Genomic DNA, 15,629 nt, shown 5'->3' on the forward strand with positions numbered 1-15,629 from the left:
ATCTGTGTGCCCAGCTACCGGCTGCGCTTCAACGCGGAACTGGCCACACGGGCGATGCGGGAGGGAGCTGCGCGGGGTCTACTCCTCGCCGCTGAGCACGTCCTTGGGGAGAGCAACAATGTGGTCCCACTGGACGAGTCCGCACTTCAACGGTCTGGGACGGCGAGCGTGGACCCGGGGTCGCTGACCGCGACGGTCAGCTACGACACCCCGTACGCGGTCCGGCAGCACGAGGAGATGGATTACCAGCACGCGCCGGGCAGGACCGCGAAGTACCTGGAGACCCCGTTCAACGCGGAGCGGAATACCTCCCAGGCGCTGATCGCAGCGCAGGTCAGGCGGGCGCTGCGGTGAGCTCGGAGACCCACGACGTCGACCTCCTGGCGGGCGTGGCCGAGCTGCTCACGGCCGAGAGCGTCGGCGCCTACTCGCCGTCGGGCGCACTGCCTGCGGACGGGACGGGCATCGTCCTCGGTCGAATGCCGGACGGCCCGGATCGAGTGCTCGCGCTGACCCCGTATCCGGTGGCCGACGACAACTCGACGGACTCGGTGACCGGCATCCAGGTGCGCATGCGCGCGGGCACGAACCCCCTCGACCTTGTCCAGCTGGCGAACGACGTCTTCACCGTGCTGCACAACCGCCTGAGCTGGGATGCCCGCAGCGTGCGCGTGGAGATCTCCTGGCGCAACAGCCAGGCATGGATCGGCCAGGACAGCCGCGGGCGCATGGAGCTGACCGGCAACTACTACTTCCGGACCGTGCGGTTCGGATCCCACCTGAACGACTGAGGAGGCCCCTGTGTCGACCCCCACGGAGGAGACCGAGCTCGCACGCGAGTGGCGGCTGGAGATCAACATGGGCACCGACGACGTGCCCGACTGGCAGCTCTGCCCGGGCATTCGAGAGTTCCAGCCGGAGTCCGAGCCGAACATCGAGGACGCCTCCGACTACGACTCGGACGGCTGGGCGGGCAACGAGAAGACCGCCCAGTCCTGGAAGATCACCATCAAAATCCGCCGCAAGGCGAACAAGGACGTCAAGATCTACAACCCGGTGCACGAGGCGATCCGGCTCGCGCACTACGCGTACGGCGACGCGAACAAGATCCGCCTCCGCTACATGAACCGCAACGGCCTGCCCGAGGCCTACCAGGGCAAGGCGATCCCGAACTGGAAGCCGGCCGGGGGCGAGTACACCGCCTTGGGCGAGACGGACATCGAGTTCACCGGCGACGGTCCGCTCGTCCCGATCACCAACCCGCTGGCCCCGTGATGGCGGGCGACGAGACGTTCGAGGCACTCGACGCGTTCCTCGACGACTACCTGGATCTCCCCGTAAGAGGTCGCGACGGGGAGATCCGCGTCTATCGGATCGAGGACCCGTCCGCCGAGGACGGCATCCGTGTCGAGAGGGTCACCACCCTTGCTGCTCGGCTCGCAGCTGGCGGCAAGGCGCCGGACACCCAGGTCCTGAACGACGAGGAGGAGAGGGACCTGTTTCGTCTGTGCCTCGGTGACGCCTACGACACGCTGCTGGCCGACGTGAAGTGGGGTCCCTTCAAGCACGTTGCGCTCACGGCCATGTTCTGGATCACCACCGACAAGGCCACCGCTCAGGAGTTCTGGCGGACGGGGCAGCAGCCGGGAAAAGCGGTGAACCGGGCGGCCCGTCGGCAGGAGAAGCGCGATGGCTCGGCGTCGGCCGCGGCGAACTCGACGAGGCAACCGGGCTCTACGAGTGGTACGAGGGCGGGCTCACGTCGTCGTCGAAAGGGTTCAAGAACCTGACCTGGGAGCGGCTGCTCCAGCAGTGGCTGCTCATCGAGACCGACTTCCACGAGACCTACGGGATCGACGTGGGAGACGGCATCCTCCAGCGCCGGTCATGGCGCTGGTTCCAGGCCCGTGTCCTCGGACTCCTCTCCGCTGAATCACGCCTGCACCGGCACTTCGCGCCACCTCCCGAGAAAAACCCCCGCAATCCCAGGAGGTGACCGATCGTGTCGCTCACCGTCGGTGAACTCAACGCAATCCTCAGCGTCGATGACCGGGCGGTGAACCCTGGCCTGCGTCGCGCCGAGGACGCTCTGCGGACCTCCGGGCAGCGCATGGGCGCCGATGCCGACCGCACTGGTCAGCAGGCGGGACAGCAGCTCGGGGACGGGTTCGTCCGCGGCGCCGATGGTCAGTGGCGGAACATGCAGGCGCAGCTTGTCGACGCCGTCACGGCTGCCTCTCTCGACGCGGAGGCGGCGGCACGCCGTGGCGGGCAGCAGGCTGGGGCGGCACTCGGCGATGGGCTCGCCGACGGCGCGGCAGACGGCGCAGACGCGGCCGTCGACCAGGCCGAGGGTGGCCTGTCCCGCTTGCAGGCTGTGGCGCTCGGCGCGGGCGCCGCAGCCGGCGCCATCCTCATGACCGCGTTCGGGCAGGCGCTGGAGCAAGACCAGATCACGGCGCGACTCGGCGCGCAGCTCAACAAGACGCCGGCGCAGGCACAGCGGTACGGGCACGTCGCGGGCCAGCTGTACGCGAAGGCGATCACCGAAGACTTCCAGACGGCGGCCGACACCATCGGCAGCGTCATGGGCGCCGGGCTGATCGACGCGGACGCGACGAACGCCGACATCCAGAAGGTGAGCACGAAGGTCGCCGACCTGACCTCGCTCTTCGGCCAAGACCTGGTGAAGGTCGTCAACGCGGCAAAGCAGATGATCCAGACGGGCATGGCGAAGGACGCCACGCAGGCCCTGGACCTGATCGCCGCCGGGTTCGGCACCAATATCAACAAAGCGGACGACTTCCTCGACACGCTGAACGAGTACAGCGTCCAGTTCAAGCGGGTCGGCCTGGACGGTAAGACCTCCATCGGCCTCATTACGCAGGCCATCGGCAAGGGCGCTCGCGACAGCGATCAAGTCGCGGACGCTATCGGTCAGTTCGGTGAGCGGGCCCTCGCTGGCGGGAGCCGGTCGAGGCGGCGTCAAGGCATTGGTCTGAAGCCGACGATGTCGTGGCGAAGCTGAGAGGCGGCCCATCGGCGTCCAGCGCTCCAGATGACTACGGACGCCCTCCGTAAGACGAAAGACGGGGCCGACAGGCTCGCCGCCGCCGAAGCGCTGTTCGGCGACCCAGGCATCGTGATGGGCGATGCGCTGCTGGCCCTCGATCCGGCGTCGGCAGCCGCTGCGTCCGGGATGGACAAGGCGGCTGGGGCGGCCGACAGGCTGGGCAAGGGCATTCACGACACGGCGTCCGCGAACATCGAGAAGTTCAAGCGCGGCGCCATGCAGCAACTCGTGGACTTCATCGGCGGCCAGGCCATCCCCGCGATGATCCGGCTGGGCGCCTTCGTGCGCGAGCACTCAACTTCCTTCAAGATCGCGGGCGCTGTCATCGCTGGTGTCCTTGTCCCCGCCTTGGTCCTGATGGGTGTCACGGCGACCGTCGCAGCTGGCCGGGTCGTGTGGGGGTGGACGGCCACCGGTGCGGCCTCGGTCAGGAGTGCCGCGATCCAGGTCGGGGCTTCGCTCCGTACGGCTGGCGCTTGGCTGATGATGAAGGGCCGTGCGATCGGCTCGTTTGTCGCCGTTGCGGCCTCTGCCACGGCCAATGCGCTGCGTACGGCCGCTGTGTGGGCTGCCTCGGCGGCCAGGATGACGGCGACGTGGCTGCTGTCGGTGATTCGGGTGGCGGCTACGACGGTCGCGCAGTTCGTCCTGATGGCCGCGCGGGCGGTCGCGTGGGCCGCGATCATGGCTGCTCAGTGGCTGATCGCGATGGGTCCGGTCGGCTGGGTCATCGCCATCGTCATCGGCCTGGTGGCGTTGATCATCGCGAACTGGTCCACGATCCAGAAGTGGACCGGCAAGATCTGGGACTGGGTCTGGAACAAGATCATGTCCGCCGTCGGCCTGATCCTTGGCGCGGTCAAGTTCCTCGGGCGACTGCCCAGCCTGGTCAGCGGCTACTTCGGCCGGATGAAGGACGCCGCGGTCCGCAAGGCGTTGGAACTCGTCCTATGGGTCAAAGGGCTGCCCGGGCGCATCAGTTCCGGGCTGGGCTCGCTGTCCGATCTGCTGGTCTCCAAGGGCATGGACATCGTGCACGGCCTGTGGTCCGGCATCAGCTCGATGGGCGGCTGGATCAAGTCCCAGCTCATCTCTTGGGCGAAGGACGTGATTCCGGGGCCGATCGCGAAGGCCCTCGGCATCAACTCCCCGTCCAAGGTCACGCGGGCGCAGGGCCGTTGGATCGCCCGTGGTCTGATCGACGGGCTGACCGGGTCGACGAAGCAGGTCAAGGCGGCGTCCGGGAAGCTCGCGGACATCATCGCGGACAGCCTCAAGCCGGGCAAGAAGCGATCGGCCGCGCTGGCCAAGCTGGGCACCGGCACGCGGCAGCTCCTCGCTCTCGCCAAGCGCGAGGAGACCCTCGCGGCCCGGCTGAAGACGTCCACGAAGCGGCTGGACGACCTGCGGAAGGCTCGGGAGACTCTCGCGGCCGATGTCGCCAAGGGGGTGCTGGACTCCGCGAACATCACGGGCCAGGACACCGGCGGCTGGCCACAGACCGCGGAGTCGATTCTCGTCGGCCTGCGGGCGGACACGGTGGCCGCGCAGGCCTTCGCGAAGAACCTCGCCGCCCTCCGAAAGAAGGGCGTCAGGTCGGACCTGATTTCGCAGATCGCTCAGGCCGGAGTCGATGGCGGCTCCTCTGCGGCTGCTGCCCTGGCCAACGCGAACTCGGGCCAGATCAAGCAGATCAACAGCCAGCAGGGCGCACTCGTGAGGGCGGCGAACCAGGCAGGGGCGACGGCCGGCGACGCGATGTACGGAGCCGGGATCCGGGCCGCTCAGGGCCTCGTGAAGGGCCTCCAGTCACAGCAGACGGCCATCGAGCGGCAGATGCTGACGATCGCGCGCGGCATGTCGAAGGCCATCCGCGCGGCCCTCGGAATCAAGTCCCCCTCGCGGGTGATGGCGCTGGTGGGCCGGTACACAGGACAGGGCCTGATCAAGGGGGTCGAGGGTCAGCGTGCTGCGGTCAACCGGAGCATGGCCAGCCTTGTCGAGACGCCGACCGCGGGCTCCTGGGACATGGCGTCGTCGCGGGCTCGCGCGGGCGCTGTGCAGCGCACGGTGTTGGAGATCCGGTCCTCCGGTCGCCCCGAGGACGACTACCTGGTCGGCCGATTGCAGCGCGGCATCCAGAAGAAGGGCGGCAAGGACGCCGGCCTCGTGCTCGTTGGGAAGAGGGGCGGCTGATGGCCTTTCCAGAGGACTCGCTTGGCACTCATGTCGCCTTCCGGATCGGTGGGGTGTGGACTGACGTCACTCAGTACGCGCAGCTGGGGAACGTCATCACCCACAGGCGAGGGCGCACGGCTGAAGGGCAGGCGGTCGACCCGGCCTCCTGCACCCTTACCTTGCGCTCCCCGAGGGGCCTCTTCTCCAACCGGAACCCGCGCAGCGAGTACTTCGGGTTGCTGCCCCGGAACACGCCGTTGCGGGTCTCGGTGCGGACTGGCACGCAGCGACTGGTACTGCCTGACGACTCATCCACTGCACGCGCGACGACCCCCAGCGCTACCGCTCTGAATATCGCGGGCAACCTGGACGCTCGGATCGAGGTGTCGCTGCTCAACTGGCAGAGCGGCGCCGAGGTCGAGCTGTTCGGAAAATACCTGACCACAGGCAATCAGCGGTCGTGGCAAATGTCAGTGGCAGCGGACGGGAAGCTGCTTCTCCGCGCATCAACCGACGGCGGCGCGGTCACCGGGTACCAGTCGACAGCCGTAGTCCCCGTCCCCCCTTCGGGCCGGCTAGCTCTCCGCGTTACCCGCGACAACGCCACCGGCGCGACAACCTTCTACACGGCGCCGTCGATCAGCGGCGCGTGGGCTCAATTGGGCGCCACCATCACGATGCCTACCGGTGCGATTTTCGCGTCCACGGCTCCGTTGGTAGTTGGTGACCTCGACACTGTGGTCTTCGCTGGCGCCGTGGGTAGCGTGTACGCGGCGCAGCTCCGAAACGGCATCAACGGCACACTTGTGGACAGCGTCGATTTCACGGTGCAATCCGTCGGAGCCACCAGTTTCGTGGACGCCAGTGGCCGCACTTGGACCCTGGCCAACGGGGCAGCTATCAGCAACGAGTACGTCCGGTTCACCGGGGAGTACAGCGACTGGCCCGCTCGCTGGGGCAATTCCGGCTACCTCATCCTTGTCGAAGGGGAGGGTGCCGGAGTCCTGCGGCGTCTCAACCAAGGCACGAAGGCTTTCCAGTCGACGCTACGCCGCCGTATCCCCTCCGACAGCACTCTGTTGGCGTACTGGCCGATGGAGGACGATGACGAGGCGACGCAGGCCTACAGCCCTACCCCGGGTGTCCAGCCGCTGAAGTTGAGCAACTTCGAGATGGCGAGCGACGACTCGTTCTCGGGCTCAGCTCCGCTGCCGGTCGTGCAGGTCGGAGCGACCATGTTCGCTCAGGTGCCAGCCCCTGTCTCGGGGGTCGGCCCGTGGCAGGTTGAGCTGGTCTACCGTGTGCCGACCGCTCCTGGCTCGCTGGCTACGTTCTTCGAGCTTGCCCTCGTGGGCGGGACCGCCGCCCGAGTCACAGTGCAGGTCCAGACAAACAATGTGCGGCTGACGGTCCTCGATCCAGACGGCACTCAGCTGCTCCTGCTGAACTCGAACGCGGGGAACGCCCCGAACTTCTTCGGTAGCCAGAACCGCTTCCGGGTCTTCGCTCGGCAGAACGGGGGCAACGTCGACGTCGATATGGCCTGGCTCAACGTGAGCGCCAGTGGTGTCTTCGTGACCGGCTCTTACGCTGGTCAGGTCGGCCGCGTCCGTACCGTGTCCAGCACCTTCGGCACAGGCATGGATGGCACGACGATGGGTCACCTCGCCGTTTTCCAAGCCACCGATACCAAGATCATGGACGGCGCGGACGACGGCTACCAGGGTGAGACTGCCGCTGCGCGCCTGCGCCGGCTGTCCACTGAGGAGAGCCTTCCGATCCTCGTGACAGGCGTCCAGAGCGAGACTGCCCGCATGGGCCCACAACGGCCGGCCAGTCTGCTGGAGCAGTTGGAGCAGTGCGCGGCTGCTGACGGGGGGATCCTCGTCGAGGACCGAGACAAGATCGGTCTGCGCTACCGGGGGCGAACCTCCTTCTACAACCGGCAGCCGAGTCTCACCCTCCCGTTCGCGTCCCGTGGGCTGACGGGCGTCGACCCGGTGGAGGACGACCAGGCGCTGCGTAATGACGTCACGGTGGAGAGGGTGGGCGGCTCGTCCGGCCGAGCCGAAGTGCACGATGGGCCGCTGTCCATCGAATCGGTGGGCCGCTACGACGACTCCGTCACCCTGAACGTCTACTCGGATGATCAGACGGAGCCTATGGCGGCCTGGCTCGCGCATCTGGGCACCTGGGACGAGGCCCGCTACCCGTCGCTGACGATCCGCCTGCACAGGGCACCGGAACTGATCGACACGGTGCTCGGCATCACCGAAGGCGACCTCATCCGCATCACCGACCTACCCGAGGGCCTCCCGCCCGGACCGGTGGATCTGCTGGTGGTGGGCTATAAGGAGCGCATCGGCGTGCGCACCTGGGAGATCGACTTCGTATGCGTGCCAGCGGGCCCGTACCAGGTTGGTGTCACAGACGACCCGGTGCGGGGCATCGCCGACTCCAAGTCCAGCACGCTCGCTGTCGGCGTCAGCTCCTCGGCGACCTCGTTGTCGGTCGCCGTCTCCAGCGGATTGCTGTGGGTGCACCAGGTGGACTTCAACATCGTCGTGGGCGGCGAGGAGATGACCGTCACCAACGTCACCGGCGTCGCATCACCGCAGACCTTCACCGTGGTCCGCGCCGCCAACGGCGTGACGAAGTCCCATTTGGCCAACTCTCCGGTCCACGTCGCTCGTCCTGCTCGCATTGCCCTAGGAGGCTCCCGTGCCTGATGTTGTGCCCCCTGGCGGCGTCATCTACGACGAGTTGCTGACCTACCGGTCGCCGTACGTCGTTGCGCACGCAGCCTTGACGGCGAACTCGGCGAACGTCACGTCGACGACCGAGGTGACGGTCGTGACGACGCCGTCCGCCACGTTCACGGTGGGGCGCGCCTACAAGATCGAATACCACGGCATGATCCAGCACGGCACAGCTTCGCTCGTTGACCTGTGCTTCCTGAGGCTCCGCCGGAGCGGCGGCCTTATCCGGAACATTCAGAGCGTCCCGGTGGCCAACCGAGGAACAGCCAACCGGAACAACGCCATCGACTTCTGCACCTTCGTCACGCCCTCCTCGACGGTCACCGACACCGTTTACCTGACCGCCAGTTGGGACACCGGCAGCACGGCCACGTTCATCCTGGTCGGCACTGCGGGCACTCCGGGCCTGCTGACCGTCTGGGACGCCGGTCCGGCATCTGATTTCCCAGGGATCGCGACTTTCTGACGTTCCCGTTCATCGAGCCCCGCGTCGTCCGGCGCGGGGCTTCTGCATGCCCTTGGAGGCACGAATGGCTGTAGAGATCCATCCCGCCACCGCCCGGGTGCTCGAGAACTTCCGGTTCGACCATCTGCCGGCGCACCTCCAGGCGGTGAGCCGACCGTTCCACGACCTGGCGCATCAGCTTGCCGAGACCCTCACGGGGCCGGAGGTGACGAAGGCACTCGACGAACTCTGGGCGGCGAAGAACTGGGCGGTCGTCGCCGCGAGCAACGCGGCCCTCGATGGAGCTCCGCCCGCGCCGCTGGCTCCGGCGGTTGGCGACGTCGTCCTGGTCGTGGCCGACCCCGCCGAGAACAACGGCGCCACCACGGCGCCGGCGATCGTCACCCGGGTCTGGTCCGCCACCACGATCAACGCCCGTGTCCTGCACGACGGGCCTGGGCACAGTTGGCGCACGTCGTTGGTCTACCGCGAGAACCTCGACGGGATCAAGGGCATGCCCGCGGTGTGGACCAGGCCCGGGCGCGCCTGATGACGCGGCTCGTCACGCGTGCACAACTCGGTTGGCCAGCCTCAGCGGCTCCGCTGCAGGCCACCGCGAGGGGGGTGAAGGTCCACTACGAGGGGACCGAGGTGAGTACTCGGCTGCTCACCGACCATGCCGCGTGCATCGCCGAGTGGAAGTCCATCCGCGCCTCTCATCTGGCCGATCCGGACGAGGACTACTCGGACATCGCCTACAACTACGGGGCCTGCCCGCACGGCTACCTGCTGGAAGGGCGCGGCCTCGGCCGCCGCACCGCGGCCAACGGCAACCAGCCCCTGAACAAGGCGCACTACGCGGTCGTGGGCCTGGTCGGCGACGAGGGCCTGACCGAGCCGACCGACGCCATGCTCTCGGCGATCCGCGACGGCATCGAGCTGCTCCGCGAGGACGGTGCTGGCGAGGAGATCGAGGGCCACAAGGACGGCTACGCCACCGAGTGCCCCGGGCCCGCTCTGTACGCGTGGGTGCAGAAGGGCGCCCCGCGACCGACCACCACCGAGGAGGACGACATGCCCACCCCCCAGGAGTACGCCAAGGCGGTCTGGGATCACCGACTGACCAGCCCGACGGCGGCAAAGGGCACCGACCCGACCCGTCCGGCAGGGGTGTTCCTCAGCTACGGCGACGCCCATCACGCCCAGCTCGTCGCGCTGGTCGGCGCGCAGACCGCCGCCATCGCAGCTCTCGCCAAGGGCGGCGGGCTGGACGCGGCGGAGATCCAGGCCGCTGCGGAGACAGGCGCCGAAGCGGCGCTCGACCGGCTCGGTATCGCACTCACCAAGGAGAGCTGACCCATGAAGGACACCAGCAAGCGCACCGCCCGTACGGTGCTCCAGACCGGGATCGGCTTCGCGGTAACGCTGCCGGCCATCGTGTCAGCCTCTGGGATCCCGGAGTCTCTGCCTTGGGTGGCGGGCGGTCTGGCGGTCGCGGGTGGCTTCGCCCGTGTCATGGCACTGCCCGGCGTCCAAGGGCTGCTCCCGCGCTGGCTGCGTACGGACGATGGGAATCGTGAGTGACGCCGCCGGAGTCGATGTCGATCGCGCTCGAACTCGCCGAGCTGCGGCGGACGATGGAGGTCGGGTTCACCGAGCAGCGTGGCCAACTCGCCCTCCTGGTGCAGCGCGGCGACCAAACCGACAAGGCGCTGGAAGATCACGAGCGGCGGCTTGATGCGATCGAGCGCTCCCGATGGCCGTTGCCAGCTATCGCTGCGGTGACGGCCGTGGGTGCGCTCGCCGTGTCGGTGTGGCAGGCAGTCGGTCACGGCTGAGATGTCTTTGGTCGAAGCTCCGCATTGCCGCTTTCCGGCCGCTACCGTGACGAGAGTAAGCCTCCCGAGCAAGTTGATCAGAGCCTCGCCCTCTCTCGCCTTCGGGCGGGAGAGGGCTTTTCCTCATGCCCCGATCGCGGCGAGCGCCCGGCCCGTGTCCGCCAGGTCATCGAGCACGGCATGGGCGCCAGCGTCGCGCAGTTCGGTCGCGGAGGTGCCGCCCGTAGCGACCGCTACGACCCGGACGCCAGCCTCTCGTCCTCCGGCGACGTCGGCGGGAGTGTCTCCGAGGAACACCGCACCTTGCGGGCCCACGGCTGCCCGCTTGAGGGCAGCGCGCAGCAGCTCGGGGCGGCCTTCGCCGTCCTCGGCGTAGGCGCCCTCATCCAGCCTCATCCAGCTGTCCAGACCAAACACAGCGAGTTTTACTTCGGCGGCCTGCCTGACGTTGCCGCTCACCACAGACTGCGCCACGCCTCGCTCTGCGAGAGACGCGAGCACCGCCGCAGCACCAGGCAGCGCGTGCCCCCGCTCGCGCAGCTCGGCCGCGCGCCGGACGTGCAGTGTCCCGAGCGCGTCAGCGAACCGTACGAACAGGTCGTCGCTGTAAGGGATGTCGTGCAGCCGCACGGTCTCCCGCAGGATCACCCGTTCCGTCGACCCGGTGACCGACGCCTGTTCCCGCAGCGCGATCCCCGTCACCGTCTGGAACGCCTGCTCCCACAGCTCCCGCCCGAGGCCTCGCGTCGCCATCAGCGTGTGGTCGATGTCCCACAGCACCAGCTCTGGCACCAGTGCCTCCCCTCTGTTGACGAACTGGGCCTCCCCACGTTGCGCGCACCCTACGCTCATATCAAGGAGCAAGGAGTAGCGCATGGTTGCAGCAGACCTCCCCATCGGGGACAGGATCAGGCACTACCGTGGGGGGCGCCGACAGGACGCTGTCGCCGGCCTGGCCGGTATCTCGCCCGACTACCTGTCGCAGATCGAACGCGGCCTCAAGAGGCCGTCCCTGCCGATTCTGTACGCGCTCGCCCAGGAGCTGGGCGTGCCTGCGGCAGCGCTGCTCTCTGAACAGCCGCCCGCCGAAGAGACGGCCGGGGACACCGCCGAGACCGCCGTGGGCCGCGCGCTGCTCGGCTACGGCCCGGCACGCAGCACCCCACCGGTGCCTGCGAGCGTGCTGAGGGACCGGGTGGAGGCTGCGTGGCAGAGCTGGCAGACCAGTCCGGACCGGTTCACCAGAGCGGCCGAGACGATGCCGGACCTCGTCGCTGACCTGGAGCATGCCGTGCGTGCCGCGCGCGCGGGTACCGACGTAGCGGAGCGACGCGCTGTGCTGCGAGCCGCCTCAGATCTGTACTGCCTGCTCCGCTCCTACCTTCGGCGCACCGGACGCGTCGACCTCGCCACTCTCGCCGCCGACCGTGCGATGCGCGCAGCGGAGGACGCCGACGATCCACTGCGCATCGCGGCTGCACAGTGGAACCTCGGGCACGTGCTGCTCGCGGCCGGCCAGCCCGTCGAGGCGGAGGAGTCGGCCATACGCGCTGCTGAGCAGGTGGCGACAGCTCAAATGTCGGAAGTTGAGCGGGCGGCGATGGGGGGTGCTCTCCAGCTGGTGGCAGTCGTGGCTGCCGCTCGCCGGCGCCGGTGGTGGGAGGCCCGCGACCGGCTGAGGCAGCATGCCGCGCCCGCGGCTCGCGCCGTGGGTGACGGCAGCAACGTTGCTTGGACAGTGTTCGGGCCGACCAACGTGGCATTGCACGCCGTCTCCATCGAGATGGAGGCGGGCGAGACCGGCGAGGCCCTGCACACCGCGGACGCCATCGACACAAGTGGTCTGCCCAGCCTGGAACGGGAGTTCACGTTCGGCCTGGAGGTAGCGGCCTGCCACAGCCAGCGCCGGGACGATGCCGCCGTGCTGCTCGCCCTCCTCGGCCTGGAGGCGATTGCCCCGGAAGACCTGGCACGGACACCGCTGGCACGGCAGATGGTGTTGACCGTGATCCGCCGGGCTCGGGCGATGCATGCCCGACAAGCCGAGCAGCTCGCGGAGCGCATCGGTCTGGTCTAGGTCGACGAGCCTGTGGGTCACCCGAGCTGTCAGCTCGGGTCACCTCACCAGCTCCTGCCTACGGTCACGTGGTGAGACAAACCACCGTGACTGTGGAGGCGTGAGCGATGACGTACGAAACACCCAAACATCCAGCCTCGTCCGGAGCTGTCTTACACACCAGAGCAGAGGTGGACGAAGCGGTCGGCGCCTGGCTCCTGGGCGCGACCGAGTCCCGCGACCGGTCCCGTACGGAGTGGCAGGATCTCGGCGTCACCATGCTCCCTACGGGCCGTATCTTCTCCGCGATCCGCATGTCCGCGCGCCTCGTCCACGCCGCCGCCTGCACCACCGACCTCGCGGCCGTCGACCACTACCTGGCCCGCGCGCTCGTCGGCGGACCGGCCATCCATGACCCGCACCGCTGCCGCTACTACGTGCTGATGTCCGCCGATAGTGGCCGTCCGTGGGAGTACACCCGGGACGTGGAGCCTCGCGGTCTCGGCTCGTATGTGGGTGTTCCCCGGCCCGGCCGGAACGCCCCGGACGACTCGGGCGCCCCTTACTGGTCGGTCTCCATGGAGGCCGCGGGCGCCTTGTGCGCCCCGAGCGTCGTCGCCGCACTGGTCGAGATCGGCCTCCACGAGCTGGCTGGCCGAACCCCGGGCGCAGGCGGCCAGGTCTTCCCGCTGCCCACAAAGGGGAGCCGATGACCAGCGCCACGCAGGACATCCTGCGCACCGCGACCCTGCCGGTGCCCGCTCTCGGCAGTCTGCGGCCGGAGCAGATCCGCGGCGAGGCCTGCGTGTGGGGCGGAGGCCTCCTCGATTCCGGTGCCGTCGACCTCGGCCGCCGGTCCGGCACCCTGATGGGGATAGTCGGCCCGTGGGAACCCAGGGCGTGCACCAGCTGCGTACATGCCGCTGTCTGGCGGGCACTCCGCGCCCACGATGGAACATGCACGCCGTGCAGCCGGGGTGAGGCCTGCGATGCGCGCCGAGCTTTGCGTCGCCATGCGTGGGAGGACGGCCGATGATTTGCGCCCGCTGTGACCAGCCGATCCGGCGCGGACAGAGGACCCTGAAGGTCCCGAAGGACAGCGCGTCCGGTGCCGGCGGCGACGTCATCCTCCACGCCGTGCTGTGCAAGAAGCCGCCCACCCAGACCTATCCCGCCCGATCCCTCGCTACCGGCGCGCGCCGACTTCGGTAGCGGGAAAGAGGAGCGGTCGGCCCCGTCACCCCCGTCGGGGTCGGCCGCTCAGCGCACGAGTTCGGTGAGTGGGACGTCCATCGCGTTGGCGATCCGGATCAGGGTGTCGAGGAGGGGGCTGGAGTGGCCCTGCTCGATGCGGCTGTATGTGGCGATGTCGATGCCGGACCTGCCGCAGACGTCCGGCTGGGTCAGGTTGAGGTGCTCGCGTACGCGGCGGATCTGCTCGCCCACCTGGCGCCGACGGGCGATGACCCGTTCGTCGGGTGCGGGGGGACGTGGCACTGGTCCACAGTCCCGACTACATGATCAAAAGGGATTAGGGCCGACCCTAATTTGTGTGATCTTGAAGTGCGTGGGTATGACACCGGCCCACCCTCCGGATAGGCCCGCCGTAGCCGCGGGGGCAGTGTGATGTGTGTCCTCTGCCCCCGCTAGGCGCTCGCCCGTGCGGCTGAGCGCCGCCGCCCCGTTCTCCGTATGGAGGGCGGGGCGGTTTACTGTGCCCAGACGCCCCCTGTCGCGTGTGATGCGACAGGGGGCGCCCTCCGGCCGCGGCGCCTCCCGAGCAGCCGCCGCCGGGCTCGCTTGGGGTTGTGTGTCAGGCGGATGGAATGGTCACGTCCGCCTCCCCAGACTGCACATTACCCACTCAGACGGCCGATCTACAGACGGTAGACCCGGGTTATGTAGCCGATTCGCCAGCGTTTCGATTGCTTGTGCGGGGCTTTGCCAGTTTTTATGAGGCAGCAGATCCAGACAATTACGAGACCGGCCGCCCCGTTTCTGCCTGCGTGACGAGGCATCAGGACATCCGGCCACTCGACGACCATCCTAGTCGCACAGACGTTCGATAGAGTGGCCCATGCGTACGCCAGGGAGCGGGAGGTCCCGGGCCTACGCAGACACCCCCTGCCGCGCAAATCGGCAGGGGGTGCGCTGCGAGCAAGGGTAGATGGAGACTCTGACATCAGCCCAGCAGTCCTGACATCGCGTCGGATCAGCGAAGTTACGGACTAGTACCGGACTCTCAAGATCAACAAATGTAGAAGCCCGGTAGATCCTGAGGACCTACCGGGCTTCTGACCTGGCACTTAACTACTGTGGGGCTAACAGGATTTGAACCTGTGGCCTCATCCTTATCAGGGATGCGCTCTAACCAACTGAGCTATAGCCCCGCCGCGCTGTGCGGTGTATGTCCCGCGCGCTGACCTCTGAAGATTAGCGCACGACGCGGTCAGTCCCAAAATCGATAGTCGGGCGACGTTTGGGACCGCACCTCACCCGCGTCTCACCTGCGCTTCACCAGCTCACTCGTCCTCGGCGAGCGTCAGCTCGATGCCGCCGACGAAGCCCGCGGAGAGGTTGTAGATGAACGCGCCGAGGGTCGCCAGCGCCGTCGCGAGGACGACGTCGATGACGGCGATGACGGACGTGAACATCAGGACGTGCGGGAGCGACAGGAAGGACTGGAGGTCGAAGCCGTTCGACTCGTTCGACCCCGTGGCCTCCGAGATCGTGCCGCCGACCGTCGAGAAGACGCCCATCGCGTCCATGACCATCCACAGGACCACCGCCGCCACGATGGTGCAGATGCCCAGCGCGATCGACAGCAGGAAGCTGACCTTCATCACCGACCACGGGTCGGCCTTGGACACGCGCAGCCGGGCCTTGCGCGTGCGGGGCAGGGTGGTCGCCCCCGTACGCGGGCGCCGTACGGCCCCTGCCTGGGCGTTGCGGGCCTGCGCCTGAGCCGGGGCCTGCACCGGGGCCGCGGGGCCCCCGGCAGCGGCCGACGGGTAGGCCTGCGGCGGGTGGTAGGGCCCTGCCGCCTGCTGCGGCTGCCGCTCACCGGGCAACGGCGACTGCTGCGGCGGCGCCACGGGGGCGCGCTGCGCGGCGGGCTCCGCCACCGGCATCGCGCCCGGGGCCCCCTGGGCGGCCGCGCCGCCACCGGCCCCGTACTGCTGGGTCTGCGGACCTCTGGCGTCCGTCACGGTTCCCCCCTGGGATCCCTGCGATCCATGCGTGTCGGGCGAGCGCTTGCCGCTCGTGCGCGGCTTGATGG

The 15,629-nt window shown here is 68.4% G+C and carries 19 protein-coding genes and 1 tRNA gene; 15 read left to right on the plus strand and 5 right to left on the minus strand.

The features are described 5' to 3' along the window. The first annotated feature begins 6 nt into the window (after positions 1-6). The 6 genes from STRTUCAR8_RS34380 to STRTUCAR8_RS34400 all read left to right on the plus strand — a co-directional run bounded on the left by STRTUCAR8_RS34380 (position 7) and on the right by STRTUCAR8_RS34400 (position 5,269). Entirely contained in the window at positions 7-354 is a 348-nt protein-coding gene (locus tag STRTUCAR8_RS34380) for a minor capsid protein (RefSeq protein ID WP_006380846.1), read from the plus strand. Then, positions 351-791 carry a minor capsid protein gene (locus STRTUCAR8_RS34385; RefSeq protein WP_006380816.1) on the plus strand — a complete coding sequence of 147 codons (441 nt, stop codon included), beginning with the start codon at positions 351-353 and terminating at the stop codon, positions 789-791. The genes STRTUCAR8_RS34380 and STRTUCAR8_RS34385 overlap by 4 nt, the downstream gene beginning before the upstream one ends. A gap of 10 nt (positions 792-801) precedes the next feature. Continuing rightward, complete coding sequence (locus STRTUCAR8_RS34390; RefSeq protein WP_006380832.1) at positions 802-1,275, plus strand: phage tail tube protein; 474 nt, start codon at positions 802-804, stop codon at positions 1,273-1,275. After that, positions 1,275-1,790 (plus strand): DUF7426 family protein, encoded by a 516-nt coding sequence (locus STRTUCAR8_RS34395; RefSeq protein ID WP_044473398.1) that lies wholly within the window; start codon positions 1,275-1,277, stop codon positions 1,788-1,790. Before STRTUCAR8_RS34390 ends, STRTUCAR8_RS34395 begins: the two co-directional genes overlap by 1 nt. A 212-nt stretch (positions 1,791-2,002) precedes the next feature. Continuing rightward, positions 2,003-3,028, plus strand: coding sequence for a phage tail tape measure protein (locus tag STRTUCAR8_RS48530; RefSeq protein WP_006380848.1), 1,026 nt, complete (start codon positions 2,003-2,005; stop codon positions 3,026-3,028). A 30-nt stretch (positions 3,029-3,058) separates the two neighbouring features. Beyond that, positions 3,059-5,269, plus strand: a complete 2,211-nt coding sequence (locus tag STRTUCAR8_RS34400; RefSeq protein WP_006380838.1) for a phage tail family protein — start codon at positions 3,059-3,061, stop codon at positions 5,267-5,269. 70 nt (positions 5,270-5,339) lie between these two features. Here STRTUCAR8_RS34400 and STRTUCAR8_RS52955 read toward each other — a convergent pair whose 3' ends face one another. Further along, a complete protein-coding gene (locus STRTUCAR8_RS52955) occupies positions 5,340-5,534 on the minus strand; it encodes a hypothetical protein (protein ID WP_006380822.1) in 195 nt (64 codons plus the stop codon). A 100-nt stretch (positions 5,535-5,634) separates the two neighbouring features. Here STRTUCAR8_RS52955 and STRTUCAR8_RS34405 point away from each other — a divergent pair, with 100 nt between their 5' ends. The 6 genes from STRTUCAR8_RS34405 (at position 5,635) to STRTUCAR8_RS34430 (ending at position 10,293) form a co-directional block, all read left to right on the plus strand. Continuing rightward, on the plus strand, positions 5,635-7,980 hold the full coding sequence (locus STRTUCAR8_RS34405; RefSeq protein ID WP_158697483.1) for a hypothetical protein: 2,346 nt from the start codon (positions 5,635-5,637) through the stop codon (positions 7,978-7,980). Beyond that, on the plus strand, positions 7,973-8,476 hold the full coding sequence (locus STRTUCAR8_RS34410) for a hypothetical protein (protein ID WP_006380810.1): 504 nt from the start codon (positions 7,973-7,975) through the stop codon (positions 8,474-8,476). Before STRTUCAR8_RS34405 ends, STRTUCAR8_RS34410 begins: the two co-directional genes overlap by 8 nt. 64 nt (positions 8,477-8,540) lie before the next feature. Next, positions 8,541-9,005: a hypothetical protein gene (locus STRTUCAR8_RS53590; RefSeq protein WP_006380853.1), complete on the plus strand. Its 465-nt coding sequence runs from the start codon at positions 8,541-8,543 to the stop codon at positions 9,003-9,005. Between the two features lie 101 nt (positions 9,006-9,106). After that, a complete protein-coding gene (locus tag STRTUCAR8_RS54705; RefSeq protein ID WP_277814662.1) occupies positions 9,107-9,811 on the plus strand; it encodes a peptidoglycan recognition protein family protein in 705 nt (234 codons plus the stop codon). Positions 9,812-9,814: 3 nt separating this feature from the next. Next, entirely contained in the window at positions 9,815-10,039 is a 225-nt protein-coding gene (locus STRTUCAR8_RS34425; protein WP_006380818.1) for a hypothetical protein, read from the plus strand. 14 nt (positions 10,040-10,053) lie between these two features. Continuing rightward, entirely contained in the window at positions 10,054-10,293 is a 240-nt protein-coding gene (locus tag STRTUCAR8_RS34430; protein ID WP_006380831.1) for a hypothetical protein, read from the plus strand. Positions 10,294-10,416: 123 nt separating this feature from the next. Here STRTUCAR8_RS34430 and STRTUCAR8_RS34435 read toward each other — a convergent pair whose 3' ends face one another. Continuing rightward, a complete protein-coding gene (locus STRTUCAR8_RS34435; RefSeq protein WP_006380839.1) occupies positions 10,417-11,085 on the minus strand; it encodes an HAD family hydrolase in 669 nt (222 codons plus the stop codon). Between the two features lie 82 nt (positions 11,086-11,167). Between STRTUCAR8_RS34435 and STRTUCAR8_RS34440 the strand changes: the two genes are divergently transcribed. From STRTUCAR8_RS34440 to STRTUCAR8_RS53595, 3 genes are all read left to right on the plus strand, one after another. Next, positions 11,168-12,370 carry a helix-turn-helix domain-containing protein gene (locus STRTUCAR8_RS34440; RefSeq protein WP_006380857.1) on the plus strand — a complete coding sequence of 401 codons (1,203 nt, stop codon included), beginning with the start codon at positions 11,168-11,170 and terminating at the stop codon, positions 12,368-12,370. A gap of 170 nt (positions 12,371-12,540) precedes the next feature. Continuing rightward, positions 12,541-13,062 carry a hypothetical protein gene (locus STRTUCAR8_RS34445; protein WP_048818872.1) on the plus strand — a complete coding sequence of 174 codons (522 nt, stop codon included), beginning with the start codon at positions 12,541-12,543 and terminating at the stop codon, positions 13,060-13,062. After that, positions 13,059-13,385 (plus strand): hypothetical protein, encoded by a 327-nt coding sequence (locus STRTUCAR8_RS53595; protein WP_006380851.1) that lies wholly within the window; start codon positions 13,059-13,061, stop codon positions 13,383-13,385. The genes STRTUCAR8_RS34445 and STRTUCAR8_RS53595 overlap by 4 nt, the downstream gene beginning before the upstream one ends. A gap of 224 nt (positions 13,386-13,609) precedes the next feature. Here STRTUCAR8_RS53595 and STRTUCAR8_RS34455 read toward each other — a convergent pair whose 3' ends face one another. From STRTUCAR8_RS34455 to STRTUCAR8_RS34465, 3 genes are all read right to left on the minus strand, one after another. Then, positions 13,610-13,846, minus strand: a complete 237-nt coding sequence (locus STRTUCAR8_RS34455) for a helix-turn-helix domain-containing protein (protein WP_006380825.1) — start codon at positions 13,844-13,846, stop codon at positions 13,610-13,612. Between the two features lie 819 nt (positions 13,847-14,665). Continuing rightward, positions 14,666-14,739: transfer RNA gene (locus STRTUCAR8_RS34460), tRNA-Ile, on the minus strand. A gap of 132 nt (positions 14,740-14,871) precedes the next feature. Then, positions 14,872-15,627: a DUF3566 domain-containing protein gene (locus STRTUCAR8_RS34465; protein ID WP_078507407.1), complete on the minus strand. Its 756-nt coding sequence runs from the start codon at positions 15,625-15,627 to the stop codon at positions 14,872-14,874. Positions 15,628-15,629: the final 2 nt, after the last annotated feature.

The organism is Streptomyces turgidiscabies Car8, assembly GCF_000331005.1.
GTDB lineage: Bacteria > Actinomycetota > Actinomycetes > Streptomycetales > Streptomycetaceae > Streptomyces > Streptomyces turgidiscabies.

Bases quoted from the DNA above. Each gene is read 5' to 3' on its own strand.
- STRTUCAR8_RS34395 (WP_044473398.1), top strand. From the start codon at position 1,275: ATGGCGGGCGACGAGACGTTCGAGGCACTCGACGCGTTCCTCGACGAC.
- STRTUCAR8_RS34400 (WP_006380838.1), top strand. From the start codon at position 3,059: ATGACTACGGACGCCCTCCGTAAGACGAAAGACGGGGCCGACAGGCTC.
- STRTUCAR8_RS53590 (WP_006380853.1), top strand. From the start codon at position 8,541: ATGGCTGTAGAGATCCATCCCGCCACCGCCCGGGTGCTCGAGAACTTC.
- STRTUCAR8_RS34425 (WP_006380818.1), top strand. From the start codon at position 9,815: ATGAAGGACACCAGCAAGCGCACCGCCCGTACGGTGCTCCAGACCGGG.
- STRTUCAR8_RS34430 (WP_006380831.1), top strand. From the start codon at position 10,054: ATGTCGATCGCGCTCGAACTCGCCGAGCTGCGGCGGACGATGGAGGTC.
- STRTUCAR8_RS34440 (WP_006380857.1), top strand. From the start codon at position 11,168: ATGGTTGCAGCAGACCTCCCCATCGGGGACAGGATCAGGCACTACCGT.
- STRTUCAR8_RS53595 (WP_006380851.1), top strand. From the start codon at position 13,059: ATGACCAGCGCCACGCAGGACATCCTGCGCACCGCGACCCTGCCGGTG.